Here is a 24675-nt window from a genome sequence, read left to right as displayed (position 1 = left end):
GCCGGGATCCGTGGAGGGTCAGCGCAGTTCCGCCAGGCCTCTGCGGGTCGCGGCGACCACGACACGGTCCCCCTTCTCCAGGACGTGGTCCGGTGCCGTGTCGGTCCGTCCCTCCAGCGCCAGTACCCGCCAGGACCCGGCGCGGAAAGCCTCCCGTACGGTCCGGCCCTCCAGCTCGGGATGCCCGGCGACGTCCACCGCGGCGAACAGCAGCACCCGCCGCTCCACCGCGACGGCGCCCAGCACCTGCCGCCCCAGCATCGCCCCGGCGAACGCGGGCGCGGCCAGGTGCGTGACGCTCCGGCTCCGGGTGAGGGCGTGCGGGTAGGCGGCCCGCAGGGTGCGGTACACCGCGGTGGCGAAGTCGTCGTCGTACAGCCGTAGCACCACCCGCAGATCCGGCCGTACGTTCCGCGCGTACAGCACGGCCTCCAGGTTCGTGGTGTCCGCGCTGGTCACCGCGAGCAGCGCGTACGCCCGGTGGATCTTCGCGGACTCCAGCACCCCTTCCTGGGTGACGTCCCCGAGGACCACCGGCACCCGCAGCCGCCGCGCGGTCGCGAGTCCCCGCGCCTCCGGGTCGGACTCGACGCACACGACGGGGATGTTCAGCTCACGCAGCCGGGTCAGCACCCGGGTGCCGATCTTCCCGAGTCCGAGCAGCACCACATGCCCGCCGAGACCGCGCGGGGGTTTCCGCAGGGCGGAGGCGGTGCGGAAGGTGCCCAGCGCCTCCAGCACGGCCGCCAGCAGCACCGGGAGCAGCAGCAACCCGACCAGTCCGGAAAGGAGTTGGAGGATCTGCCGGCCCAGGGGCGCGCCGATGGCCGGGTTGTCGATCGCGAAGAGGTCCAGCAGGGTCAGATAGAAGGCGCTCAGCGGATGCATCCCGGTCACCAGCCACAGCGCGACGGCGAGCGCGACCACGCACGCCACCATGCCCGCCAGCGACCACCGCAGCCGCCGCGAGAACAGCGAGGCGAGCGGCGGCACCACGCCCCGGCCGGGCGCGGCCGACTCGCCGCCGCCCGCCGAGGACACCTGCTCCAGCACCATCGCCGGCCGCCCGGCGGCCCGCCCCACCTCGTCGTCGTCCGGCAGCAGCCGGGCCTCCTGGTCCCCGCCGGCCTCGGGATCCGTGCCCGGCGGGGAGAGCAGGGCGAGGGTGCACAGTCCGGTGCCGGCCGTCGGCCGTTCGACGGCCCGCAGCAGCAGCCCCTCGGTCTGGACGACCTTGCTGGTGCCGGCGACGGCGGTGGCGGCCAGCGCGGGCGCGGCGGTGTCGGCGTCGGACAGCACGGTGGTGGAGGCGTCGGTGCCGCCGTCCCCGGCGGCCAACACCGCTGCCTGGTCGAGGAGTTCCTCGATGTGCTGGCCCAGCCGCCGGTTGTAGAGCCTGAGGACGAGCCGCAGCCGCGGGTTGAGCCGGCGGGCGGTCAGCGCGGCCCGGATGTTGGTCTCGTCGTCGTCGAAGACGAGGGCGAGCGCGGCGGCCCGGTCCACGCCGGCCCGGGCCAGCACGGACTCGGTGATCTCGGCGGCCTCCAGCACCCGTTCGGCCTCACCGCCGTTGCCGGAGCCGCCGCCGGCCGTCGTACCGGTCGGCCCGGCCCCGCCCCCGGCTCCCGAGCCGCTGCCGCCCCGGCTCACCGCGGCGTTCACCACCCGGTCGAACAGCGCCGCCGAGGCGGACCGGGCCCGGCCGACGACCGGAGGCCTGACGGTGCGTTCGTTCGGCGGCACCACGAGGGTGACCTGCTCGCCGTAGACGCCGCGCAACTCGGCGGCCAGCCGGTGCGCGAGCCCGTCGTCACCGCACACCACCATGTGCGGGGCACTGGGCCCACCTTGATACGGAACGCTCGCCACGAGGGAAAAGACTGCCCCAAGGACAGGAGTGGTTCCGGCAGCGGGGTGAACACTCGCGGGACGATGCGCGTACTGACGGGGAGGCAGCGAGGAGACCCGGAGGTATCCACCCGTGGCCATCACCGAAGACGCCCCGCCCGGCGGGAAGGCCGCCGCCGCCGGCGCACCGTCCGGCCCGGACGGCGGCCGCCGGCTCAGCTCCCCGCTGGTGCTGACGCTGGTCCTGCTCCTCGCGGTGCTCGCCCAGTCCCCGATCCGCGGGTTCCTCGGCACCCCGCTGATGCAGAGCTGGATGACGGTGTTCGTCGCGGTGACGCTCCAGGCGCTGCCGTTCCTCGTCCTCGGGGTCCTGCTGTCGGCGGCGATCGCGGTGTTCGTGCCGCCGTCCTTCTTCGCGCGCGCCCTCCCGCGCCGCCCGGCGCTGGCGGTCCCCGTGGCGGGGCTCGCGGGCGCGGTGCTGCCGGGCTGCGAGTGCGCCTCGGTCCCGGTGGCGGGCGCCCTGGTGCGCAGGGGAGTCACCCCGGCCGCCGCCCTGGCCTTCCTGCTCTCCGCCCCCGCGATCAACCCGATCGTGCTGACCGCCACCGCCGTCGCCTTCCCGCGCCACCCGGAGATGGCGCTGGCCCGGTTCGCCGCGAGCCTGCTGGTGGCCTGCGCGATGGGCTGGCTGTGGCAGCGGCTGGGCCGCACCGACTGGCTGCGCCCACCTGCCCACGGCGCGCACGAGGGCGCGACCAAGGGGGAGGCGTTCTGGAGCTCGGTGCGGCACGACACCATGCACGCGGGCGGCTTCCTGGTCCTGGGCGCGATGGCCGCGGCCACGCTGAAGGCGGCCACCCCGGCGGACTGGCTGCGCACGGCGGCCGGAAACCCCGCCTTCTCCGTGCTCGCCCTCGCCGTCCTCGCCGTACTGCTGTCCATCTGCTCGGAGGCGGACGCGTTCGTCGCGTCCTCCCTCACCCAGTTCTCCCTGACGGCCAGGCTGGTGTTCCTGGTGGTGGGCCCGATGATCGACCTCAAGCTGTTCGCGATGCAGGCCGGGACCTTCGGCCGTACCTTCGCCCTCCGCTTCGCCCCGGCCACCTTCGCGCTGGCGATCGCGGGAGCGCTCGTGACGGGGGCGGTGCTGCTGTGAACCGCCAGGCCCAGTCCGCCGTCATGTTCCTGCTCGGCGCCGCCCTCCTCCACGCGGGCAGCACCGACCTCTACCTGCGGTACGTCAAGGGAGGCCTGCGCCCGCTGCTGCTCGCCTCGGGGGCGGTACTGATCGCGGCGGCGCTGGCGACGGTCTGGTACGAGCGCCGGCGCGCCAGGGCCGCCGCCGCGACGGAGACACAGGAGACTCAGGAGACACACGCGCACCCCGAACCCCGCGTCTCCTGGCTCCTGTTGCTCCCCCTCCTCGCCCTCATCCTGGTCGCCCCGCCCGCCCTCGGCTCCTACAGCGCCCTGCGCTCCGGTACGGCCCTGCAGAAGCCGTACGCCCTCGATCCGCTGCCCGCCGCCGACCCGGCCCCCCTCTCCGTGATCGGCTACGCCTCCCGCGCCGCCTACGGCCACGGCCGCTCCCTGCAGGGCCGCACCGTCCGCGTCACCGGCTTCCTCGCCCTGGACCACTCGGGCGCGCCGTACCTGGTCCGCATGGCCCTCAACTGCTGTGCCGCGGACGCCCAGCCGGTGAAGATCGCCCTGACCGGCACCCTGCCGCCGGTCCTGCGCCCGGACGCCTGGCTGGAGGTCACCGGCACGTACAGCCCCCGCCTGATCCACGACCCGGTCAACGGCGGCCCCATCCCGTACCTCACGGTCACCTCCACGAGGCCGGTCCCGGTTCCGCACGACCCGTACGACGAGACCTGGAACACCTGAGCCGACCGTGCACGGGGTCGTCAGGGGGCGACGAACTCGCACCACACGAGCTTGCCGGGGGCGCGCTCCCCGACACCCCACTTGTCCGCGAGCATGGACACCAGCAACAGCCCACGCCCGCCCTCGTCCGGGGTGTCCACGATCTCGGGCACACCGGTTCCGCTGTCGTGGACCTCGACCCGGACCACCGCGCCGTCGTAGCGCAGGCGCAGGAGGAAACCCCGTCCCGGCGGCACGCCGTGCACGAGCGCGTTCGTGGCCAGCTCGCTCACGCAGAGCGACACGTCTTTGCTCCGCTCCCATGCGGCCAGTCCCCAGTAGGTCAGCGACCAGTCCGTGAACCGCCTGGCAGCGGGGACGGAGCGACGGGCGCGGCCATAGAACTGGTCGCGCTGGAAGGGGAGTTCAATGTGCGCGTTCACGGGGCGAATGTCGCGCAGGGTGACTAGCCTGGATCAGTGCGTGATCCCGTACGGATTGTTTGTACGGGTGGGTGCGGGGTGGTGTTCGGACAGGCATGGGGAGTTCAGCGAGCATGACGCCCAAACGGAGGAAGAACCAGTCGGCCATGAAGATGCTGGGCCGTCAACTGGCGGCGGCCCGGCGCGCGGCGGGCTTGAGCCAGTCGGGCCTGAGCGCGGAGCTGCACATCGACGAGGAGACGCTCGCCAGCATCGAACAGGGCCGACGCCCGCTGAAGTACAACATCGCCGAGATGTGCGACGAACGCCTGGGGACGAAGGGGACGTTGACCGCCGGGGTGGAGAACATGCCGGAGGTGGACCAGTTTCCGTTGTGGGCGGAGGAGTACATGGATCAGGAGAAGGTGGCCATTGCGCTGTCGTGGTACGACAACGCCGTCATCCCGGGTCTGCTCCAGAACGAGGCGTACGCACGGGCCGTACTGCAGAACCGTGTTCCGGCGTACGAGGAGGAGGAACTGGAGCAGACGCTACGACTGCGACTCGACCGTCAGGAGATCTTGCGCCGCAAGAGTCCGCCGACACTGAGCTTCGTGGTCTGGGAACCGGCGCTGCTGGTCAAGATTGGCGACGAGGAAGTCCGCAGGGACCAGTTGCGCTACCTGCGCGAAACCGCCGAACTCCCTTGTGTCTCACTCCAGGTTCTGTCGCTCGACAGCCCCTTTCACGCCGGTTTGGCAGGCCCGTTCGCCCTCTTCGAAACCCCGGACCACCAGAACCTCGCCTACACCGAGTCGCAGCGCGGCAGCCAGTGGGTCTCTGACCCAGAAGAGGTGTCTCGCCTGACGCGCAAGTATGCGATGCTGCGGACACAGGCCCTGACCACGCAGGACTCGATGGGCCTGCTCGACCGCCTACTAGGAGAGCAATGAGTACCGAGGCGCTTCAGTGGTTCAAGTCGACGTACAGCAGTGACGAGGGCGGCGCGTGCGTCGAGGTCGCCGTCTGCCCGCGCACCATCCACATCCGCGACTCGAAGCAGCCCTCTTCCCCGGACCGCACCCTGGAAGTCAGCCCCGCCACCTGGGCCGCCTTCGCCTCCTCCCTGAAGTGACCTGACGCTCATTCGGCAACGCCCGACCCTCCTTCTTTGCCGGAACCGGCACAAGAACACCCCGGTGATCGAGGGGCACAATCGCGGGCGTGAACCGCTCCGACCTTGTCTACCGTTCCCCTTGGCAGCGCACCGTGTGGTGGCTCGTCCCCCTCGGGGTGGGCGGGGGACTGCTCGCCGGAGTGGGGCTGGGGCACGTGGACGGCCCTGCGGACGCGTTGCCCCTCGTGCTGGTGACGTTCGGGCTGTGTCTGGCGGGGGCCGCCGTGTGGTCGCTGTACCTGGCGACGGGCTGGACACGGGCGGACGCGTACGGGCTGCACTCCTGGACGCTGCTGCGCCGCCGCAGCGTGCCGTGGCAGGAGGTCGCGGATCTGCTGGTCCGGGTGCAGACCCTGCCCCGGGGCGGGGAGAACGAGCGGGTCATGGTGGTGCTGCGGGGTGGGCGCAGACTGCTGCTGCCCCAGCCGTCCGGTGCTGCGTACGGCAAACTGGCCTTCAGCAAACGGCTGGCCGAGCTGCGTCGGCTGCACGCTCTGCACGGCACTCCCGAGTCGACCCGCATCCGCTACGTCAGGGCCAACAGCGTCGGCAGCGGCCGGGTGGGCCGGTTGTGCGGCTGTCTGCTGCTGCTCGCGACGGCGGGTACGGCCGCGTGGTTCGTACCGGCCGCCACGGCGTACCAGCGGGCCTGGGAGGTGGCCGCGCCCTGCCCCGCGGGGGCGTCCGCCGCCGTGTCGTACGACTGCCTGTCCACCTTTCCGGCGGTGATCTCCCGGACCGAGGTGCGCGGACCGAAGCAGCCCAACTGGTTGTACTTCGCCCACGGCGCACCGACCGACCGGCTGAGGGTGTCCGACGATGCCGCTGGGGCGTTCCGGGCCGGCGACCGGGTTCAACTGACCGTCTGGCACGCACAGGTGATGAAGGTCGCCGGAAAGCGGTACGTCTGGCATGAGCACGTCACCACGGGCGGCAGTGTGGCCGTCGCGGCGGCCGTGCTCGCCCTGGCCGCGGGGTATCCGGCGGCCCAGGTGCTGCTGCGGCTGCGCGGGCGGTGGCACCGGCGGCCCGACGACGAGACGCTGCCGTCGGTCCTGCCGTTCGCGGGCGCGCTGGCCGGTACGGCCGCCTGGCTGCTGCCGCTGTGCTACCTCCACCCGACGGGGATGGCCGGGTCCACGGGGCGGATCACCTGGCTGGTCCTGGGTTCGCTGGTCTCGGTCGCCCTGTTCGCGCTCGCCTGGCGAGCCACCCGTTTTCCGGCGCCGGAACACCTCGGAGCGCCGTTGCAGCACTAGCTCGGGCCATAAGGGGGATCGTTGTTGCGCAACGCAGTTCGGGCCGTGGGTGTGGCCGGTCTTGCCGTGGTTCCCTTGCTGGGAGGGGCGGCGGGGGCGCCGGCCGCCGAGGGCGCGAGCCCGGCTCCGGGCGGCAGCCCGTCTCCGGCGCTCCGCCTGGAGGCGGTGGGCCCGCCTACTGCCTGCCCTCCTCTCCGAGGGGGCCGAACCGGTCCAGGTCCCGCAGCCACGCGTGGGCCGTGCCGTCCGACGGGGCGCGCCAGTCGCCGCGCGGGGAGAGGGAGCCGCCTGCCGAGACCTTCGGGCCGTTCGGCATGGCCGAGCGCTTGAACTGGGAGAACGCGAAGAAGCGGCGGATGAAGACCTCCAGCCAGTGGCGGATCTGCGCGAGGTCGTAGGAGCCCCGGTCGGCCTCCGGGAAGCCCGGGGGCCAGGCGCCGGACTCGGCGTCGTGCCAGGCGTGCCAGGCGAGGAAGGCGATCTTGGAGGGGCGGAAGCCGTAGCGCAGCACGTGGAAGAGGGTGAAGTCGTGCAGCGCGTACGGGCCGATCTTCGACTCGGTGGACTGCATCTCCTCGCCCGGTACGAGTTCGGGGCTGATCTCGGTGTCGAGGATCGCGGCGAGGATCTTGCCGGTCTCGTCGTCGAACTGGCCACTGCTGATGACCCAGCGGATCAGGTGCTGGATCAGCGTCTTCGGCACGCCGGAGTTGACGTTGTAGTGGCTCATCTGGTCGCCGACGCCGTACGTCGACCAGCCGAGCGCCAGCTCGGAGAGGTCGCCGGTGCCGAGGACGATGCCGCCGCGCTGGTTGGCGAGGCGGAACAGGTAGTCGGTGCGCAGGCCCGCCTGGACGTTCTCGAAGGTGACGTCGTACACCGGCTCGCCGGCGGCGAAGGGATGGCCGATCTCCTTGAGCATCAGCCGCGCGGTCGGCGTGATGTCCAGCTCGGCCGCGGTGACACCGAGGGCCCGCATCAGCCGGTGGGCGTTGTCCTTGGTGTGGTCGCTGGTGGCGAAGCCGGGCAGGGTGAAGGCGAGGATGTCGCTGCGCGGGCGGCCGGCGCGGTCCATCGCCCGGGCGGCGACGATCAGCGCGTGCGTGGAGTCCAGCCCGCCGGAGACGCCGATGACGACCTTCGGGCCGCCGATCGACGCCAGGCGCTGCTGGAGGCCCGCGACCTGGATGTTGTACGCCTCGTAGCAGTCCAGGGCGAGCCGGTCGGCGTCGGCGGGCACGAAGGGGAAGCGCTCCAGGCGGCGGCGCAGGCCCAGGTCGGTCACCGGAGGGTCCAGCTCGAACGGCACCGTGCGGAAGTCGCCGGTGCGCGCGGCGTGGGTGCGGCGGTTCTCGCCGAACGTGCCCATCCGCTGCCGCTCCTGCCGCAGCAGGTCGAGGTCCACGTCGGCCACCGCGTACTGCTCGCCGAGGGGGAAGCGCTCGGTCTCGGCCAGCAGCGCCCCGTTCTCGTAGATCAGGGTCTGGCCGTCCCAGGACAGGTCGGTGGTCGACTCGCCGAGACCGGCCGCCGCGTACACGTACGCGGCGACACAGCGCGAGGACGCCGAGCGGCACAGCAGCTTGCGGTCCTCGGCCCGGCCGACCGTGATCGGGCTGCCCGAGAGGTTGACGAGGACGCTCGCCCCGGCGAGGGCCGCCTCCGCGCTCGGGGGCACCGGCACCCACATGTCCTCGCAGATCTCGGCGTGCAGCACCAGGCCGGGCACGTCCTGCGCGGCGAAGAGCAGGTCGACGCCGAAGGGGACCTCGGCGCCGCCGAGCCGGATCGTTCCGCCGCGCTCGTCGTCGCCGCCCGCGATCTGCCGGCGCTCGTAGAACTCGCGGTAGTTCGGCGGGTACGACTTCGGTACGACGCCCAGGATCCGGCCGCGGTGCACGATCACCGCGCAGTTGAAGATCCGGTCGCGGTGGCGCAGCGGGGCGCCCACGACCAGCACCGGCAGCAGCTCGGCCGACTCGGCGACGATCGTGGCGAGCGCCTTCTCGACGTCGTCCAGCATGGCGTCCTGCAGCAGCAGGTCGTCGATCGCGTACCCGGACAGGCACAGCTCCGGGAACACGGCGACCGCGACGCCCTCCTCGGCACACCGGCGCGCGTGGCGCAGCACCGCCTCGGCGTTGGCGGGCGGGTCGGCGATGACGGTGTGGCCCGTACACGCGGCGACGCGCGCGAAGCCGTGCTGGTAGATCGACCAGAAGCTCAACGGGACCCCATTCCAGAGTTTCCGAGGCGGTTTTCCTGCAAGAAGAAGCCTAAATGCCGGGGCACCGACCCCGGCCACCCACCGCCCGCCCGCGGGTTTCAGCGGGCAGCTCCTCCAGGAGTCAGCGGAGCCCCGAGGCCCGGAGCACCGCCCGCGCCGTCTCGTCGTCGATGCGCCGGCCGAGGCGCTGCAGGACCTCCGCACCCCGGCGCAGCGTGCCGCGTTCCAGGGAGCGGCGGACGCCGGTGTCGAGTTCGTGCCACAGCAGGGGGTTGGCCGCCAGGACACGGGGGTCGAGTTCCAGGCGGTGGCCGTGGACGTCCCGCAGGACCAGGTGGGAGGAGACGCCGTCGTACTGCCGTACGGAGGTCAGCGCGTCCGTGTGGACCACGTGCCGGCGCCAGGGGGTGCGGACCGCGAGCCAGCCGGGGCCCGCGGTCACCCGCTGGGGGAGCAGGACGGCGCCCACCGCGCCCGACAGGGCGGCCCAGAGCAGGGCGCGCGGGGGCGTCAGGCTTCCCGCGTCCCAGTCGACCAGGAGGCTCAGGGCGCAGAAGGCCAGGGCGCAGGTGAACGCCAGCCGGGCGCTGCCACGCCAGTGGCGGTCGCCGGCCGGGTCCGGCGGTCCGCTCCGTCGCATGACACCGACGCTAGGCGCCGTGCGGGGTACGGCGGCCCCTCGCATACGCGCTTCTAGCGCCGTACGGCCGCATCTTGACGCGTCGCTGACGCGGTGGCGGCCCGCCCCTCCTCAGCCGGTGTGGACGCGCGGGCGTCTGACGCGGTTCGGTTCCGCCTCGCGCAGCACCTCGCGGGTGACCGGGGCCACCTCGCCCTGGCCGAAGAGGAAGAAGCGCAGGAAGTTGGCGAAGGGGGTGCCCTCGGTCCACTCGAAGTAGATGTGCGGGGTGCAGCCCGTCGTGTCCCGGGCGTGCAGGAGGAGGGCCGCCAGGGCGTTGGAGATGGAGGAGTGCTCCAGGGTGAGGACGCGGTAGCGGTCGTGCAGGACCTCGCCGCGTACGGTCATGCCCGCCTCGAACTCGGAGGGGTCGGTGACCGTGACCTCGACGAAGACGAAGTCCTCCGTCGTCGGGATGTCGTTGTCGGCCCGGATCTGCTCGATCTTGTCGCGGTACTCGGCCTTGTCGCGGCGGCCGGGCTTGTTCGCGATGAAGCGGATACGGCGGTGCGACATGTCTCGGATGAAACGTTCCGCCATGTCGTCCAGCTCGATCCGGGTGACGCGCAGCTCGAAGGCGCGGGCCAGCCGGGACAGGAAGGAGACGAGCATGATGCCGACGATGAAGCAGGCGCCGATCTTCACACCGTCCGGCCGCTCGATGACGTTCGCGACGGTCACGTAGAGCAGGACCGCGGCGACGGTGCCGAAGGCCGCGGTCCAGCCGCGCTCCCCGGCCCGGTGGGAGGCGATGGTCACGGCGATCGCGGCGGAGGACATCAGGACCAGCACGCCGGTGGCGTACGCGCCGCCCTGCGCGTCGACGTTGGCGTCGAAGATCCAGGTGACCAGGAAGGCGACGAGGGTGAACACCATGACCATCGGACGCACGGCGCGGGCCCAGTGCGGGGCCATGCCGTAGCGCGGCAGGTAGCGGGGCATCAGGTTCAGCAGACCGGCCATCGCGGAGGCGCCGGCGAACCACAGGATGGCGATGGTGGACAGGTCGTAGACCGTGCCGAAGGCGCTGCCGAGGTACTCGTGGGCGAGGTAGGCCAGCGCGCGGCCGTTGGCCTTGCCGCCGGGCTGGAACTCGTTCGCCGGGATCAGCACCGTGGTGATGAAGCTGGTGGTGATCAGGAAGACGCTCATGATCAGCGCGGCCGTGGTGAGCAGCTTCTTCGTGTCCCGGATCCGGCCGGTCGGCTTCTCCTCGGTGTCCCCCGGGTCGCCCTGGACGTGGGGCATGACGGCGACGCCGGTCTCGAAGCCGGACAGGCCGAGGGCGAGCTTGGGGAAGACCAGCAGGGACACGCCGATCATGGCGAAGACGGTGCCGTGCTGGGTGGTCAGGGCGCTGGTCCAGTCGGTGACCAGGTGCTCGGCGGTGAGCACGTGCCACAGCCCGGCCACCACGACCACGGCGTTCAGGGCGAGGTAGACCGCCACCAGGGCGAACGCGACGCCGATCGCCTCCAGGAAGCCCTTGAGGAACACCGCGCCCAGCAGGGCGACCAGCAGCAGCGTGATGATCATCTGCTGTCCCTGCAGGGCGTGGGTCAGGTGCGGGTTCTCGATGAGGTGGGTGGAGGCGTCGGCGGCCGACAGGGTGATGGTGATCAGGAAGTCGGTGGCGGCGAAACCCAGCAGGGTCAGGACGAAGAGTTTGCCCTTCCAGAACGACAGCAGCCGCTCCAGCATGGCGATGGAGCCCTCGCCGTGCGGGCTCTCCTCGGCCACGCGGCGGTACACCGGGAGGGCGCCGGCCAGGGTGACGGCGACGAGGACGAGGGTGGCGACGGGGGAGAGCAGGCCGGCCGCGAGCGCGGCGATGCCGGGCTGGTAGCCGAGGGTGGAGAAGTAGTCGACGCCGGTCAGGCACATCACCCGGTACCAGCGCTGGCCCCGGTGCGGGGGTTCCGGCTCGGCGTGCGGGCCGGTGTGGCCCCCCGCCTTGCCCATGTCGGACAGCCCCTCCAGCATCCAGGCCCGGAGGCGGCCGGTATGCGGAGGGTGTTGGGTCGTGGCCATCGGCGTGCTCCTGATGTGCCGCTGTGCCGCTGTGCCGCTCGGCGTGCGGAGCGCGAGGTTCGTGAGGCTCGGGCCGTCACGCCGCTGCGTCACCAGCCTAAGCAGACGGTGAGACACGGGCCCCCGGGCCGGGGCGCCCCTGGCGTCAAGCTTCCGTCAAGACCGCCCGACGCGGGCATGACCAGCCACATTGCCCCCCCACGGTCGAAGAACCGCAGCCCCCGCAGACGCCCCCGCAGCGCCCCCTGCAGACGCCGACGGCGAATCCGCCCCACCAGGGCCACCCGCACCCGACGACGATTCCTGCACGGGTGGTGCGGGTGGGAACCCCGACCCGGCCGAAGGCCGGGTGCCCCCCAACGCACCCGCACCCGACGACGCACCCGCACCCCGACGACGAACGGCCCCCCGCGGAGCGCTACGCGTCCGACAGCCGCGCCTCCTCCAGGTCCAGGGCCCGCTGCAGTCGTCGGCGCGTCGTGTCGCTGATGGCGTGGTTGTCGTACAGCCGCTGGAGTTCGCCGCTCTCGACGGCGATCAGATCGCGCCGCAGCTGGCGGTAGACCCGGTCGGCGGATTCGGTCGCGACCCCGCCGTCGCTCCGGGAGAGCCGGTCGCGGGCGTCGTCGAGGCGGGCGGTCAGGCCCCGGCGCAGGCGGTCCAGGACCACCTCGGGCACGACCTCCAGCTCCGCGAGCTCCTCCAGGCGCGCGAGGCCCGCGTGGGCGAGGTGGGAACGGGCCTCGGCCTCCTCGCGCGCGGTGTGGGCGGGCTCCAGGGCGATGCCGGAGGCGCGGACGACCGGGGCGAGGGTGAAACCCTGGACGACGAGGGTGACGACCACGACCGAGGTGGTCAGGACCAGCACCAGCGGGCGGTCGGCGAGCGGCGTGCCGTCCTTCCCGGCCTCGGGGATGGACAGCGCGGCGGCCAGCGGCATCACCCCGCGCGTGCCCGCCCAGGTCAGCACCATCGGGATGCGCCAGTTCGGCCGGGCCACCCCGCCCTCGCGCTGCACGACCGCCGACAGCGGGGCCAGCCACAGCAGCCGTACGGCGACGAGGGTCGCGGCGACGGCGAGGGCGTACAGCGGCCAGGACCGGTCGGCGTGGGCCAGCGCCCGCACCTGGGCGGGCAGGGCCAGCCCGATCAGGCTGAAGACGACGCTCTCCAGCAGGAACACCACGGTGCCGTACACCGCGTGCAGCTGGAGGCGTATGCGGGCGTTGGTCAGCCGGTCGCCCCGGCCGCCCAGCACCACCCCGGCGACCACGCAGGACGTCACCCCGGAGGTGTGCGCGACCTCCGCCAGCAGATAGGCGGCGTACGGGGTGACCAGGGCGATCACCGTCTCCAGGACCGGGTCCTCGGTGCGCCGCCGGATCAGGGTGACCACTCCGGCCACCGCCGTGCCGATCACCGTGCCGCCGCCCGCGAGCAGGAAGAACTGGCCGGTCGCCGCGCCCCAGCTCGCGGCGGCCGAGGCGATGGCGATGCCCGCCGCCACCCGGACCAGCACCAGCGAGGTCGCGTCGTTGAACAGGCTCTCCGCCTGCACCAGGACCTGCACCCTCGGCGGCAGGGCGAGCCGGCGGCCGAGCGCGGTGACCGCGACCGGGTCGGTGCTGGCCAGCACCGCGCCCAGCACGAACGCCATCTCCCAGGACAGGGGGGTGACCAGGGCGGCCACGGCCGCGACGGCCGCCGCGGAGGCGAGCACCAGGCCGATGGCGAGGATCCCGACCGGTTTCCACACCGCCCGCAGCTCCCGCCAGGGCATGTCCTCGGCGCTCGCGTACAGCAGGGGCGGGAGGACGACGAGGCCGATGATCTGGGGGCTGATCCGGATCTCGGGGGTGCCCGGCAGCAGCGCCACCGCGAGACCGGCGACCACGAGCAGGGAGGGGGCGGGAATGCGCCAGCGGCGCGCGAAGGTGGCGACCACCGTGGCGAGGACCACGAGGGCGAGAACCGTACCGACGCTGCGCATGCCGTTCCCTGGAAACGCGGAAGGGATTGCGGAAGCCGCTCCGGCTCCCGGCCGACCAGACTTCCCGGCACACCGGTCATCACCCTATCGGGCCAGGTCTCGTCAAAACAGTGTCAAGGTCCACGGGACCGCCACCGGGAAGACCCCGGTGGCCGCGGCGGCGGCCCGCGTCGACGCGGGCCGGGCGGCGTCACCCGTCAAGGGCCCGTCAAGACGGGCCGGTTGGGCGCGAAGATGCCGGTAGGGCCGTTCGGAGGCGGCGGGATACGGACAGAACCTGGATGCACCGCGTACCGAGGGATCGCGGTCGTCACAGGAAGAAGGAGTACGCGCCCATGTCCGTCCTGACCACCGAGCCGGATGCCGTCCCCGCCGGAGAGGAGCCGCCTGATACCGGGGAGCGGCATCGGCTGACCGCCGTCACGGGACTGGCCGCGCTGTCGCTGGACGCCGTGGCGTCGGTGGCGTACGGCCCGGAGGCGATCGTGCTCGTCCTGGCCGCCGCCGGAGCGCACGGGCTGGGCTGCACGCTGCCGGTGACGCTGGCCATCGCGGCCCTGCTCGTGGTGCTGGTGGCTTCCTACCGGCAGGTCATCGCGGCCTTCCCGGACGGCGGCGGCTCGTACGCCGTGGCGAGGGCCCACCTGGGCGAGCGGACCAGCCTGGTGGCCGCCGCCTCGCTGGTGCTGGACTACGTGCTGAACGTCGCGGTCGCCGTCACGGCGGGCGTGGCGGCCCTGACCTCCGCCTTTCCCGCCCTGTACGGCGACCGGCTGTGGCTGTGCCTGGCCGTGCTCGCGCTGATCACCGGGGTGAACCTGCGGGGGATCGTGGAGTCGGCGAAGGCGTTCATCGTGCCGACGGTCGTCTTCGTGGCCGCGATCTTCGTACTGATCGTGGCCGGCCTGCTGCGGTCGGCCCCGGTGAGCACGGCCGCCACGGCCGGGCATGCCACGGTGGTCACCGGCAACGCCACGAGCGTCGGCGTGCTGCTCCTGCTGAAAGCTTTCGCTTCCGGGTGTTCCGCCTTGACCGGCGTCGAGGCCATCGCCAACGCCGTCCCCTGCTTCCGCGTTCCGCGGGTACGCCGGGCCCAGCGGGCGGAGGTCGCCCTGGGCGCCGTACTCGGTCTGATGCTGATCGGTCTGGCGGTGCTGATCGGGCGCTTCCACCTCCAGCCGGTGGCGGGCGTCACGGTGCTGGCCCAGCTCGCGGACGCCTCGCTCGGCCACAACTGGGCCTTCTACGTCATCCAGTTCGCCACGATGGTCCTGCTGGCCCTGTCGGCGAACACGTCCTTCGGCGGGCTGCCGGTACTGCTGAAGCTGCTCGCCAGGGACAACTACGCGCCGCACGTCTTCGCCCTGAAGGCCGACCGGCAGGTGCACCGGCACGGTGTGCTCGCCCTCGCCGTCGTCTCGGCCGCGCTGCTGGTCTTCTCCGGCGGCGACACCAACACCCTGGTGCCGATGTTCGCCATCGGTGTCTTCGTCGGCTTCACGATCGCCCAGGTGGGAATGGTCCGGCACTGGCGCCGGGGGCGGAACCCGGGGTGGCGCGGACGGGCGCTGCTGAACGGCTCCGGCGCGGTCCTGACCGGGGTCGCGGCCGTCGTCGTCACGGCGAGCAAGTTCACCGAGGGCGCCTGGCTGATCGTGATCGCGGTGCCCTTGCTGGTGGCGGGCTGCACCACCGTGCACCGGGCCTACGGCCGGATCGGCGAGCGGCTCGGCCTCGGCCGCATACCGCAGGCGCCACACCGCGAGCGGTCGCTGGTGCTCGTCCCGGTGTCCTCGCTGTCCCGGCTGACCTCCGAAGCCCTGACCGCGGCCGCCTCCCTCGGCGACGAGGTCCGCGCGGTGACCGTGTGCTACCCGGACGCCGAGGACCGCACCGCGCAGCACGCCCTGGAGCGGTCCTGGGCGCAGTGGGACCCCGGGGTGCCCCTGGTGCGGCTCCCCTGTGCGCGGCGCAGCCTGGGCCGCCCCATCGCCGCGTACGTCCGTCAGGTGGCCGCCGCCGAGCCCGGCACCCGGGTCACCGTGCTGATCCCGGAGACCGAGCCGGAGCGGCTGTGGCAGCGGCTGCTGCAGAACCAGCGGGGTGCGGTCGTCGCACACGCCGTGCGGCGGGAGACGGACGCGGTGATCTGCCGGCTGCGGTTCCGGCTGCCCTGAGCCTCCGTAAGAGACCCGTCAAAGCCGTGAGCACGGCCGTATGAGAGCCGTCAACGGGCGACCGGATCCGGCCGGACCGGCGGTTTCCTCGTACTCGTCCGTTTCCACCGAACCTCACTCCAGGAGTTCGCGATGGCCGATCTGGCCTTCGTCGTCACCGTGCTCGCGGGATTCGCGCTGGTGGCCCTCGTCGCCAAGGGGGTGACGAAGCTGTGACCGCCGAGAACGTCGTCGGCCTGGTCGTGGCCGTCGCCCTGCTGGGCTATCTCGTCCTCGCCCTGATCTTCCCGGAGAGGTTCTGAGCACCGACATGAGTCCAGAAGTCGCGGGCCTTCTCCAGCTGTTCGCCCTCATGGGCGCACTGGCGCTCGCCTACGTCCCGCTCGGCACCTACATGGCCAAGGTCTACTCCTCGAAGAAGCACCTGCGGGTGGAGAAGTGGATCTACCGGGCCATCGGTGCCGACCCCGACGCCGGGATGACCTGGCCCGCGTATCTGCGCGGTGTGCTGGCCTTCTCCGCCGTCAGCGTCCTCTTCCTCTACCTGCTGCAGCGGCTGCAGGGCGTGCTGCCCGGCTCGATGCACTTCGCCTCGGTCGATCCGGCGCAGTCGTTCAACACGGCCGTGTCCTTCGTGACCAACACCAACTGGCAGTCGTACTACGGCGAGCAGACCATGGGGCACGTCGTGCAGACCGCCGGTCTCGCCGTGCAGAACTTCGTCTCCGCCGCCGTCGGCATCGCCGTCGCGGTGGCCCTCGTGCGGGGCTTCGCCCGCTCGCGCACCGGTGAACTGGGCAACTTCTGGACCGACCTGGTGCGCGGCACGCTGCGGATCCTGGTGCCCGGTGCCGCGATCGCCGCCGTCGTGCTGGTCGCCTGCGGTGCGATCCAGAACTTCTCGGGTATCCACGCGGTCGGCCAGTTCATGGGCGGCTCGCAGCAGTGGAACGGCGGTGCGGTGGCCTCGCAGGAGGCGATCAAGGAGCTGGGCACCAACGGCGGCGGCTACTTCAACGCCAACTCCGCCCACCCCTTCGAGAACCCGACTCCCTTCACCAACCTCTTCGAGGTCTTCCTGATCCTGGTGATCCCGTTCTCGCTGACCCGCACCTTCGGCGTCATGGTGGGCTCGGTGAAGCAGGGGTACGCGATCCTCGCCACGATGGCCACCATCTGGCTGGGCTTCACCGCGCTGATGATGTGGACGGAGTTCGCCCACCACGGCGCGGCGCTGCAGGCCGCGGGCGGCGCGATGGAGGGCAAGGAGGTCCGCTTCGGCGTCGGCGGCTCCTCGATCTTCGCGGTGTCGACGACGCTCACCTCGACCGGTGCGGTGGACTCCTTCCACTCCTCCTTCACCGGCCTGGGCGGCGGGATCGCCATGCTGGGCATGATGCTGGGCGAGATCGCGCCCGGCGGCACCGGCTCCGGCCTGTACGGCATGCTGATCATGGCCGTGATCGCGGTGTTCATCGCCGGTCTCATGGTCGGTCGTACGCCCGAGTACCTGGGCAAGAAGATCGGCGGCCGCGAGATGAAGCTCGCCGCCTGCTACCTCCTCGTCACCCCCGCCCTGGTGCTCGTGTTCACCGCGGCCTCCATGGCGCTGCCGACCCCGCCGCACTCGATGCTCAACCAGGGCGCGCACGGGTTCTCCGAGGTGCTGTACGCGTTCACGTCCGCGTCGAACAACAACGGTTCGGCCTTCGCCGGTCTGAACGCGAACACCGACTGGTTCAACACCACGACCGGCCTCGCGATGCTGCTGGGCCGCTTCCTGCCGATGGTGTTCGTGCTGGCGCTGGCCGGCTCGCTCGCCGGGCAGCGGCCGGTGCCGGTCACCGCGGGCACCCTGCGCACCGAGAAACCGCTGTTCACCGGCCTGCTGGTGGGCGCGATCCTGATCATCACCGGTCTGACGTACTTCCCGGCGCTGGCGCTGGGTCCGCTGGCCGAGGGGCTGGCGTCATGACGACCCGAACGGAAAACCAAGAGGACGCGATGTCCACACCCACTCTGGCGCCCCACCAGGACGCGCCGACCGGGCACAAGCCCGCCGAGGGCCGTGTCGGAGCGGGCCTGTTCGACCCCAAGGCACTGGTGAAGTCGCTGCCGGACGCCTTCCGCAAGCTCGACCCGCGGGTGATGGTCAAGTCGCCCGTGATGTTCGTGGTGTGGATCGGCTCGGTCCTGACCACGGTGTTCTCCTTGCAGCACCCGGGCGACTGGTTCGGCTGGACCATCAGCGTCTGGCTCTGGCTGACCGTCGTCTTCGCCAACCTGGCGGAAGCGGTCGCCGAGGGCCGCGGCAAGGCGCAGGCCGACACCCTGCGCAAGGCCAAGACCGACACCGTGGCACGCAAGGTGGACGGGACCGTGGTCGCCGGTACCGAGTTGAAGATCGGCGACCTCGTGGTCTGCGAGGCCGGTGACGTCATCCCCGGCGACGGTGACGTCGTCGAGGGTGTCGCCTCGGTGGACGAGTCGGCGATCACCGGCGAGTCCGCCCCGGTCATCCGGGAGTCCGGCGGTGACCGCAGCGCCGTGACGGGCGGTACCAAGGTGCTGTCCGACCGGATCGTCATCAGGATCACGACCAGGCCCGGCGAGACCTTCATCGACCGGATGATCAACCTGGTGGAGGGCGCCGCCCGGCAGAAGACGCCCAACGAGATCGCGCTGAACATCCTGCTGGCCTCGCTGACCATCGTCTTCCTGCTGGCCTGCGCCACGCTGCCGCCGTTCGCCACGTACGCGGGCACGCACCTGACCATGGTCGTGCTGGTGGCCCTGCTGGTCTGCCTGATCCCGACCACGATCGGCGCCCTGCTCTCCGCGATCGGCATCGCGGGCATGGACCGGCTGGTGCAGCGCAACGTGCTCGCCATGTCGGGGCGTGCGGTCGAGGCCGCCGGTGACGTCTCCACGCTGCTGCTGGACAAGACCGGCACGATCACCTACGGCAACCGGAGGGCCGCCGAGTTCGTGCCGGTGAAGGGCACCACCGAGGCGGAGGTCGCGGACGCGGCCCAGCTGTCCTCGCTGGCCGACGAGACGCCCGAGGGCCGCTCCGTCGTCGTCCTCGCCAAGGAGAAGTACGGGCTGCGCGAGCGCCACCAGGGCGAGCTGGCCGGCGCCGAGTGGATCGAGTTCACCGCCCAGACCCGGATGTCGGGTGTGGACGTCGACGGCCGCGAGATCCGCAAGGGCGCGACCGCCTCGGTGCTGGCCTGGGTCGAGGAGCGCGGCGGAACGGTCGCCGAGGACGCGGACCGGATCGCCCACCGCATCTCCGAGGCCGGCGGCACCCCGCTGCTGGTCGCCGTCCGCGACGGCGGGGGCGCCCGCGTGCTCGGTGTCATCCACCTCAAGGACGTCGTCAAGGAGGGCATGCGGGAGCGGTTCGAGGAGCTGCGCCGCATGGGCATCAGGACCGTCATGATCACGGGTGACAACCCGCTGACGGCGAAGGCGATCGCCGGGGAGGCGGGTGTCGACGACTTTCTCGCCGAGGCCACTCCCGAGGACAAGATGGCCCTCATCAAGCGGGAGCAGGCCGGCGGCAAGCTGGTCGCGATGACCGGTGACGGCACGAACGACGCGCCCGCGCTCGCCCAGGCGGACGTCGGCGTGGCGATGAACACGGGTACGTCGGCCGCCAAGGAGGCCGGCAACATGGTCGACCTCGACTCCGACCCGACCAAGCTGATCGAGATCGTGGAGATCGGCAAGCAACTCCTCATCACCCGGGGCGCGTTGACGACGTTCTCCATCGCCAACGACGTCGCGAAGTACTTCGCGATCATCCCGGCGCTGTTCGCGGCGGTCTACCCGGGCCTGGACAAGCTGAACATCATGCACCTGTCCTCGCCCAACTCCGCGATCCTGTCGGCCGTCGTGTTCAACGCGCTGATCATCGTCGCCCTGGTGCCGCTGTCCCTGAAGGGCGTGCGGTACCGGCCGATGAGCGCGGACAAGATGCTCCGCAGGAACCTCGGGATCTATGGCATCGGCGGTCTGATCGCGCCGTTCGTCGGCATCAAGCTCATCGACCTGCTCATCTCTCTGATCCCCGGGATCGGGTGAAGGACATGAACAACTCCTTTGTGAACACGGCCCGGTTGCTGGGCGCGGGTCTGCGGGCGCTGCTCGTGCTGACCGTGCTCACGGGCGTCCTGTACCCGCTGGCGGTCACGGGCGTGGCCCAGGCGTTCTTCCGCGACAAGGCGAACGGCTCCGAGACCAGGGCGGACGGCAGGGTAGTCGGCTCCTCGCTGATCGGCCAACAGGGCTACGGCCTGCGGTACTTCCAGTCCCGCCCGGCGAACGGCCTCGGCACGAACAGCGTCAACACGCGGTACAAACTGATCCTGTCCGGCGCCACCAACCTGTCGGCGGACAGCAAGGTGCTCCTCAAGCAGGTCGAGGACACCCGGGCCGAGGTGGTGAAGGTCAACTCCGTTCCCGGCTACACCGTCAGGCCGGCGGACGTCCCCGCCGACGCCGTCACCTCCTCCGGCTCCGGACTGGACCCGGACATCTCCCCGCAGTACGCCGAGCTGCAGGCGCACCGGGTCGCCGAGCGGAACGGCCTGCCGGTCGCCCGGGTCGAGCAGCTGGTCAGGGACCACACGACCGGCCGCACCCTCGGCTTCCTGGGGGAGCCCCGGGTGAACGTCCTGGAACTCAACATCGCGCTCAAGGACCTCGTGGCGAAGAAATGACCGCCTTACGCGATCCGCGAGGGGAGCCGGTGCCCGGGTCCTGTCGTTCGACGACAGGGCTCGGGGGTGCCGGCTCCCGCGGGCATGACAGGAGAGGCACACACCCATGACCAGGGTGCTCGTGGTCGAGGACGACCCGCAGCTCGTTCGGGCCCTCGTCATCAACTTGCAGGCTCGGCACTACGGCGTGGACGCCGCCTCCGACGGCGCCACGGCCCTGCGGCTCGCCGCCGCGCGCCGGCCCGACGTGGTCCTGCTGGACCTCGGGCTGCCCGACATGGACGGCGTCGACGTCATCAGGGGCGTACGGGACCGGAGCCGGGTGCCGATCCTGGTCCTGTCCGCCCGGCAGGCGTCCGACGAGAAGGTGGCCGCGCTCGACGCGGGCGCCGACGACTACATCACCAAGCCGTTCAGCATGGACGAGCTGCTGGCCCGGCTGCGCGCCGCCGTCCGCCGTACCGAGGACACCCCGCTGGTCCCCGAGCCGACACGGGTGGAGACGGCGCACTTCACCCTGGACCTGCTCGCCAAGAAGGCCGTACGGGACGGGCGGGACGTGCGGCTGACCCCGACCGAGTGGCACCTGCTGGAGATCCTGGTGACGAACCCCGGCCGGCTGGTCACACAGAGGCAGCTGCTCCACGAGGTCTGGGGCGTCTCGCAGAGCAACAAGACGAACTATCTGCGGGTCTACATGGCCCAGCTCCGCCGGAAGCTGGAGTCGGACCCCTCCCAGCCCCGCTATCTGATCACCGAGCCCGGCATGGGCTACCGCTTCGAGGGATGACATGGCACGTGGCAGGCTCCGGATCTACCTCGGCGCGGCACCCGGCGTCGGCAAGACCTACGCCATGCTGGCGGAGGCCCACCGCCGCGTCGAGCGGGGCACCGACTGCGTGGTCGCCCTGGTGGAGCACCATCACCGGCCGCGTACGGAGGTGATGCTGCACGGTCTGGAGCAGGTCCCGCGCAGGCAGCTGGAGTACCGGGGCACCCGCTTCGGCGAGATGGACGTCGACGCCGTGCTGCGCCGGGCGCCGACCGTCGCCCTGGTGGACGAGCTCGCCCACACCAACGTCCCCGGCTCGCGCAACGCCAAGCGCTGGCAGGACGTTCAGGAACTGCTCGCCGCGGGCATCGACGTCGTCTCGACCGTCAACATCCAGCACCTGGAGTCACTCGGCGACGTGGTCGAGTCGATCACGGGTGTGCGGCAGCGCGAGACCGTCCCGGACGAGGTGGTGCGGCGGGCCGACCAGATCGAGCTGGTCGACATGTCCCCGGAGGCGCTGCGCCGGCGGATGGCGCACGGCAACATCTACCGGCCGGACAAGGTCGACGCGGCCCTGTCCAACTACTTCCGCCCCGGGAACCTCACCGCCCTGCGGGAGCTGGCGCTGCTGTGGGTGGCCGACCGGGTCGACGAGTACCTCAACGAGTACCGGCGCGAGCACCGGGTGTCGGCCATCTGGGGCTCGCGGGAGCGGATCGTGGTCGGCCTGACCGGCGGCCCCGAGGGCAGTACCCTGATCCGGCGGGCCGCGCGGCTCGCGGAGAAGGGCGCCGGCGGCGAGGTGCTGGCCGTCTACATCTCCCGCAGCGACGGGCTGACCTCGGCCTCCCCGAAGGAACTCGCCGACCAGCGCACCCTGGTCGAGGATCTCGGCGGCTCCTTCCACCACGTGGTCGGCGACGACATACCGGCCGCCCTGCTCGACTTCGCGCGGGGCGTGAACGCCACCCAGATCGTCCTCGGCGTCTCCCGCCGCAAGGGCTGGCAGTACGTCTTCGGGCCGGGCGTCGGCGCGACGGTGGCCCGGGACTCCGGCCCCGACCTCGACGTCCACCTCATCACGCACGACGAGGCGGGCAAGGGCCGCGGGCTGCCGGTGGCGCGCGGCGGACGCCTCGGACGTTCCCGGGTCAGCTGGGGCTGGGCCGTCGGCGGGTCCGGCCCCGTCCTGCTGACCTGGCTGCTCACCACGGTCACCCCGGACGTCGGGCTCGCCAACGACATGCTGCTCTTCCTGACGCTGACGGTGGCGGCGGCCCTGCTGGGCGGCCTCTTCCCGGCGCTGGCCTCGGCGGTCGTGGGCTCGCTGCTGCTCAACTGGTACTTCACCCCGCCCGTCCACACCCTGACGATCGCCGACCCGAAGAACATCGTCGCCATCGCGATCTTCGTCGGGGTCGCCGTGTCCGTGGCCTCGGTGGTGGACCTCGCCGCCCGGCGCACCCATCAGGCGGCCCGGCTGCGCGCCGAGTCGGAGATACTCTCCTTCCTCGCGGGCAACGTCCTGCGCGGCGAGACCACTCTGGAGGCGCTGCTGGAGCGGGTCCGCGAGACCTTCGGCATGGAGTCGGTGGCCCTGCTGGAGCGGACCGGCGAGACCGCGCCCTGGACCTGCGCCGGCAGCGTGGGACCCCGGCCCGCGAAGGTGCCGGAGGACGCGGACGTCGACGTCCCCGTGGGCGACCACATGGCCCTGTCGCTGCGCGGCCGGGTGCTGCCCGCCGCCGACCGCCGGGTGCTGGCCGCGTTCGCCGCGCAGGCCGCCGTGGTGCTGGACCGGCAGCGGCTGCAGAGCGAGGCCGACCGGGCGAAGGAACTGGCGGAGGGCAACCGCATCAGGACCGCCCTGCTCGCCGCCGTCAGCCACGACCTGCGCACCCCGCTGGCCGGCATCAAGGCCGCGGTGACCTCGCTCAGGTCGGACGACGTCGAGTGGTCCGCGCAGGACCGGGCGGAGCTGCTGCAGGCCATCGAGGAGGGCGCCGACCGGCTCGACCACCTGGTGGGCAACCTCCTCGACATGTCCCGCCTGCAGACCGGCACCGTCACCGCCATCATCCGCGAGAGCGACCTCGACGAGGTCGTGCCCATGGCGCTCGGCGGGGTGCCCGAGGACAGCGTGGAGCTGGACATCCCCGAGACGCTGCCGATGGTGTATGTGGACCGGGGCCTGCTGGAGCGGGCCGTCGCCAACGTCGTCGAGAACGCCGTCAAGTACAGCCCGCCCGGGGAGAAGGTCCTGGTCCTGGCGAGCGCCCTCGCCGACCGGGTCGAGGTACGGGTCGTGGACCGCGGCCCCGGCGTCCCCGACGAGGCCAAGGACCGTATCTTCGAGCCCTTCCAGCGGTACGGCGACGCCCCGCGCGGGGTCGGAGTGGGCCTCGGCCTCGCGGTCGCCCGCGGTTTCACCGAGGCCCTCTCCGGCACGCTGCGGGCGGAGGACACGCCGGGGGGTGGGCTCACGATGGTGCTCTCCGTACCGACGGTGCTCTCCGGACCGGTCGCGCGAGAGCCCACCCCCGGCGCCGTCAGCCGACGTGCAGGGTGAGGGACGCGGTGTGCAGCTTCCCGCCGGTGCGGAACTGCAGGAACAGCCGCCAGTTCCCGGACCGGGCGAACTCGGCGTGGAAGGTCAGGGCCGGTCCGCCGTGGTCACCGTCGGCCTGCGTCTCCGGGTGGAGGTGGGCGAAGGCGAGGTCGCCCTGGTGGAAGGCGGTCAGGTGGGCGTAGGTGTCGAGGTACGGCTGCAGGTCGGTGACCGGCTTGCCGTCCCTGGTGACGGTGGCGGTCAGCCGGTGCGCCATGCCCGCCATCGGAGCGCCCTGCACCGTGACGGTGTAGCCGTCGACGGTGGCGGTGCCGGACGCCTTCGGCAGGGACGAGGTCATGGCCGCGCCGGGCACCTTCACGGTGCGGCTGAGCACGAAGTCCTTGCCCTTGCCGGCGCCGCCGTCCGGGGTGAAGGAGGCGTACATCCGCCAGGTGCCCGGCCGCAGCGCGGCGAGCGGCGCGGTCCAGGTGCCGCTTCGGGCCATGGTGGGGTGCAGGTGCTGGAAGCCGGTGAGGTCGGAGCGGATGGCGTAGAAGTGCATCCGCCTGGTCTGGTCGACGGCGAAGCCGGTGACCGGCCGGCCGTCCGGGCCGGTGATGGCGAAGCGGTACTGCGTCGCCCTGCCGGCGGGGAGGCCGGCGGCCGTGGCCGTCATCGTGTAGCCGTCCTGCGCGGCGGCGAGGCCGTTGCCGGTGGACGCGGCGCCCATGCCGGGCATCGACGCCATGTCACCGGCGGACGCCGAAGCGGACGGCGTGGCGCTGTGCTCCATGCCGGCCATGCCGGAGTCGTGGCCCTTGTCGGAGCCGGTGCCGGAGCCGCCGCAGGCGGCGAGGGTCAGGGTGAGTGCCGCGGTGGCGGCGGCCGCCGCGAGGGCGCGGCGGGGCGTGCGGAAACGCTGGGACATGAGTGTGTCTTTCCA

At 72.0% G+C, this 24675-nt stretch carries 19 protein-coding genes; 12 read left to right on the top strand and 7 right to left on the bottom strand.

The genetic code is table 11. The annotated features are described in order from the left end of the window. Window positions 1-18: 18 nt before the first annotated feature. Window positions 19-1827, bottom strand: coding sequence for an NAD-binding protein (locus ABB07_RS17945; protein ID WP_208899650.1), 1809 nt, complete (start codon window positions 1825-1827; stop codon window positions 19-21). 154 nt (window positions 1828-1981) lie between these two features. Between ABB07_RS17945 and ABB07_RS17940 the strand changes: the two genes are divergently transcribed. Both ABB07_RS17940 and ABB07_RS17935 read left to right on the top strand, forming a co-directional pair. Further along, window positions 1982-3004: a permease gene (locus ABB07_RS17940; RefSeq protein ID WP_208899649.1), complete on the top strand. Its 1023-nt coding sequence runs from the start codon at window positions 1982-1984 to the stop codon at window positions 3002-3004. Continuing rightward, the gene (locus ABB07_RS17935) at window positions 3001-3738 is read left to right on the top strand and encodes a TIGR03943 family putative permease subunit (RefSeq protein WP_208899648.1); all 738 of its coding nucleotides are present in this window, start codon (window positions 3001-3003) and stop codon (window positions 3736-3738) included. The genes ABB07_RS17940 and ABB07_RS17935 overlap by 4 nt, the downstream gene beginning before the upstream one ends. A gap of 20 nt (window positions 3739-3758) precedes the next feature. Here the strand turns inward: ABB07_RS17935 and ABB07_RS17930 are convergent, their stop codons facing one another. Beyond that, the gene (locus ABB07_RS17930) at window positions 3759-4160 is read right to left on the bottom strand and encodes an ATP-binding protein (RefSeq protein ID WP_208899647.1); all 402 of its coding nucleotides are present in this window, start codon (window positions 4158-4160) and stop codon (window positions 3759-3761) included. Between the two features lie 146 nt (window positions 4161-4306). Between ABB07_RS17930 and ABB07_RS17925 the strand changes: the two genes are divergently transcribed. The 3 genes from ABB07_RS17925 (at window position 4307) to ABB07_RS17915 (ending at window position 6575) form a co-directional block, all read left to right on the top strand. Further along, window positions 4307-5092: a helix-turn-helix domain-containing protein gene (locus tag ABB07_RS17925; RefSeq protein ID WP_208899646.1), complete on the top strand. Its 786-nt coding sequence runs from the start codon at window positions 4307-4309 to the stop codon at window positions 5090-5092. Beyond that, window positions 5089-5274, top strand: a complete 186-nt coding sequence (locus tag ABB07_RS17920) for a DUF397 domain-containing protein (protein WP_208899645.1) — start codon at window positions 5089-5091, stop codon at window positions 5272-5274. The genes ABB07_RS17925 and ABB07_RS17920 overlap by 4 nt, the downstream gene beginning before the upstream one ends. Window positions 5275-5363: 89 nt before the next feature. Beyond that, on the top strand, window positions 5364-6575 hold the full coding sequence (locus tag ABB07_RS17915) for a PH domain-containing protein (RefSeq protein ID WP_208899644.1): 1212 nt from the start codon (window positions 5364-5366) through the stop codon (window positions 6573-6575). A 175-nt stretch (window positions 6576-6750) separates the two neighbouring features. Here the strand turns inward: ABB07_RS17915 and ABB07_RS17910 are convergent, their stop codons facing one another. From ABB07_RS17910 to ABB07_RS17895, 4 genes are all read right to left on the bottom strand, one after another. Beyond that, window positions 6751-8802, bottom strand: a complete 2052-nt coding sequence (locus ABB07_RS17910; protein WP_208899643.1) for an NAD(+) synthase — start codon at window positions 8800-8802, stop codon at window positions 6751-6753. Window positions 8803-8923: 121 nt separating this feature from the next. Continuing rightward, window positions 8924-9442, bottom strand: a complete 519-nt coding sequence (locus ABB07_RS17905; RefSeq protein ID WP_208899642.1) for a hypothetical protein — start codon at window positions 9440-9442, stop codon at window positions 8924-8926. A gap of 111 nt (window positions 9443-9553) precedes the next feature. Beyond that, a complete protein-coding gene (locus tag ABB07_RS17900) occupies window positions 9554-11512 on the bottom strand; it encodes an APC family permease (protein WP_208899641.1) in 1959 nt (652 codons plus the stop codon). Window positions 11513-11930: 418 nt separating this feature from the next. Then, window positions 11931-13502: a Na+/H+ antiporter gene (locus ABB07_RS17895; protein WP_208899640.1), complete on the bottom strand. Its 1572-nt coding sequence runs from the start codon at window positions 13500-13502 to the stop codon at window positions 11931-11933. 335 nt (window positions 13503-13837) lie between these two features. Between ABB07_RS17895 and ABB07_RS17890 the strand changes: the two genes are divergently transcribed. The 7 genes from ABB07_RS17890 (at window position 13838) to ABB07_RS17860 (ending at window position 23750) form a co-directional block, all read left to right on the top strand. Next, on the top strand, window positions 13838-15679 hold the full coding sequence (locus ABB07_RS17890) for an APC family permease (protein ID WP_208899639.1): 1842 nt from the start codon (window positions 13838-13840) through the stop codon (window positions 15677-15679). Window positions 15680-15891: 212 nt separating this feature from the next. Beyond that, a complete protein-coding gene (gene kdpF, locus ABB07_RS17885) occupies window positions 15892-15981 on the top strand; it encodes a K(+)-transporting ATPase subunit F (protein WP_009326374.1) in 90 nt (29 codons plus the stop codon). 8 nt (window positions 15982-15989) lie between these two features. Then, window positions 15990-17654, top strand: a complete 1665-nt coding sequence (gene kdpA / locus ABB07_RS17880; protein ID WP_208899638.1) for a potassium-transporting ATPase subunit KdpA — start codon at window positions 15990-15992, stop codon at window positions 17652-17654. Beyond that, entirely contained in the window at window positions 17651-19768 is a 2118-nt protein-coding gene (gene kdpB, locus ABB07_RS17875) for a potassium-transporting ATPase subunit KdpB (protein ID WP_208899637.1), read from the top strand. The genes kdpA and kdpB overlap by 4 nt, the downstream gene beginning before the upstream one ends. Window positions 19769-19773: 5 nt before the next feature. Next, window positions 19774-20406 carry a potassium-transporting ATPase subunit C gene (locus ABB07_RS17870; protein ID WP_208899636.1) on the top strand — a complete coding sequence of 211 codons (633 nt, stop codon included), beginning with the start codon at window positions 19774-19776 and terminating at the stop codon, window positions 20404-20406. 106 nt (window positions 20407-20512) lie between these two features. Further along, complete coding sequence (locus ABB07_RS17865; protein ID WP_208899635.1) at window positions 20513-21196, top strand: response regulator; 684 nt, start codon at window positions 20513-20515, stop codon at window positions 21194-21196. Between the two features lies 1 nt (window position 21197). Next, a complete protein-coding gene (locus ABB07_RS17860; RefSeq protein WP_208899634.1) occupies window positions 21198-23750 on the top strand; it encodes a sensor histidine kinase in 2553 nt (850 codons plus the stop codon). On the opposite strand, the gene ABB07_RS17855 is transcribed toward ABB07_RS17860, so the two are convergent. After that, complete coding sequence (locus ABB07_RS17855) at window positions 23731-24660, bottom strand: hypothetical protein (protein WP_208899633.1); 930 nt, start codon at window positions 24658-24660, stop codon at window positions 23731-23733. The two genes, ABB07_RS17860 and ABB07_RS17855, sit on opposite strands and share 20 nt — an antisense overlap. Window positions 24661-24675 lie beyond the last annotated feature (15 nt).

It is taken from the genome of Streptomyces incarnatus (assembly GCF_001027185.1).
GTDB lineage: Bacteria > Actinomycetota > Actinomycetes > Streptomycetales > Streptomycetaceae > Streptomyces > Streptomyces puniciscabiei.
Note: the sequence above shows the minus strand (reverse complement) of the source record. Positions and strands in the feature narration are given on the sequence as shown.

Excerpts from the sequence above, each read along its gene's own strand:
- ABB07_RS17945 (WP_208899650.1), bottom strand. The coding sequence starts at position 1,827 with ATGGTGGTGTGCGGTGACGACGGGCTCGCGCACCGGCTGGCCGCCGAG.
- ABB07_RS17925 (WP_208899646.1), top strand. The coding sequence starts at position 4,307 with ATGAAGATGCTGGGCCGTCAACTGGCGGCGGCCCGGCGCGCGGCGGGC.
- ABB07_RS17920 (WP_208899645.1), top strand. The coding sequence starts at position 5,089 with ATGAGTACCGAGGCGCTTCAGTGGTTCAAGTCGACGTACAGCAGTGAC.
- ABB07_RS17905 (WP_208899642.1), bottom strand. The coding sequence starts at position 9,442 with ATGCGACGGAGCGGACCGCCGGACCCGGCCGGCGACCGCCACTGGCGT.
- ABB07_RS17900 (WP_208899641.1), bottom strand. The coding sequence starts at position 11,512 with ATGGCCACGACCCAACACCCTCCGCATACCGGCCGCCTCCGGGCCTGG.
- ABB07_RS17895 (WP_208899640.1), bottom strand. The coding sequence starts at position 13,502 with ATGCGCAGCGTCGGTACGGTTCTCGCCCTCGTGGTCCTCGCCACGGTG.
- ABB07_RS17890 (WP_208899639.1), top strand. The coding sequence starts at position 13,838 with ATGTCCGTCCTGACCACCGAGCCGGATGCCGTCCCCGCCGGAGAGGAG.
- kdpA (WP_208899638.1), top strand. The coding sequence starts at position 15,990 with ATGAGTCCAGAAGTCGCGGGCCTTCTCCAGCTGTTCGCCCTCATGGGC.
- kdpB (WP_208899637.1), top strand. The coding sequence starts at position 17,651 with ATGACGACCCGAACGGAAAACCAAGAGGACGCGATGTCCACACCCACT.
- ABB07_RS17870 (WP_208899636.1), top strand. The coding sequence starts at position 19,774 with ATGAACAACTCCTTTGTGAACACGGCCCGGTTGCTGGGCGCGGGTCTG.
- ABB07_RS17865 (WP_208899635.1), top strand. The coding sequence starts at position 20,513 with ATGACCAGGGTGCTCGTGGTCGAGGACGACCCGCAGCTCGTTCGGGCC.
- ABB07_RS17860 (WP_208899634.1), top strand. The coding sequence starts at position 21,198 with ATGGCACGTGGCAGGCTCCGGATCTACCTCGGCGCGGCACCCGGCGTC.
- ABB07_RS17855 (WP_208899633.1), bottom strand. The coding sequence starts at position 24,660 with ATGTCCCAGCGTTTCCGCACGCCCCGCCGCGCCCTCGCGGCGGCCGCC.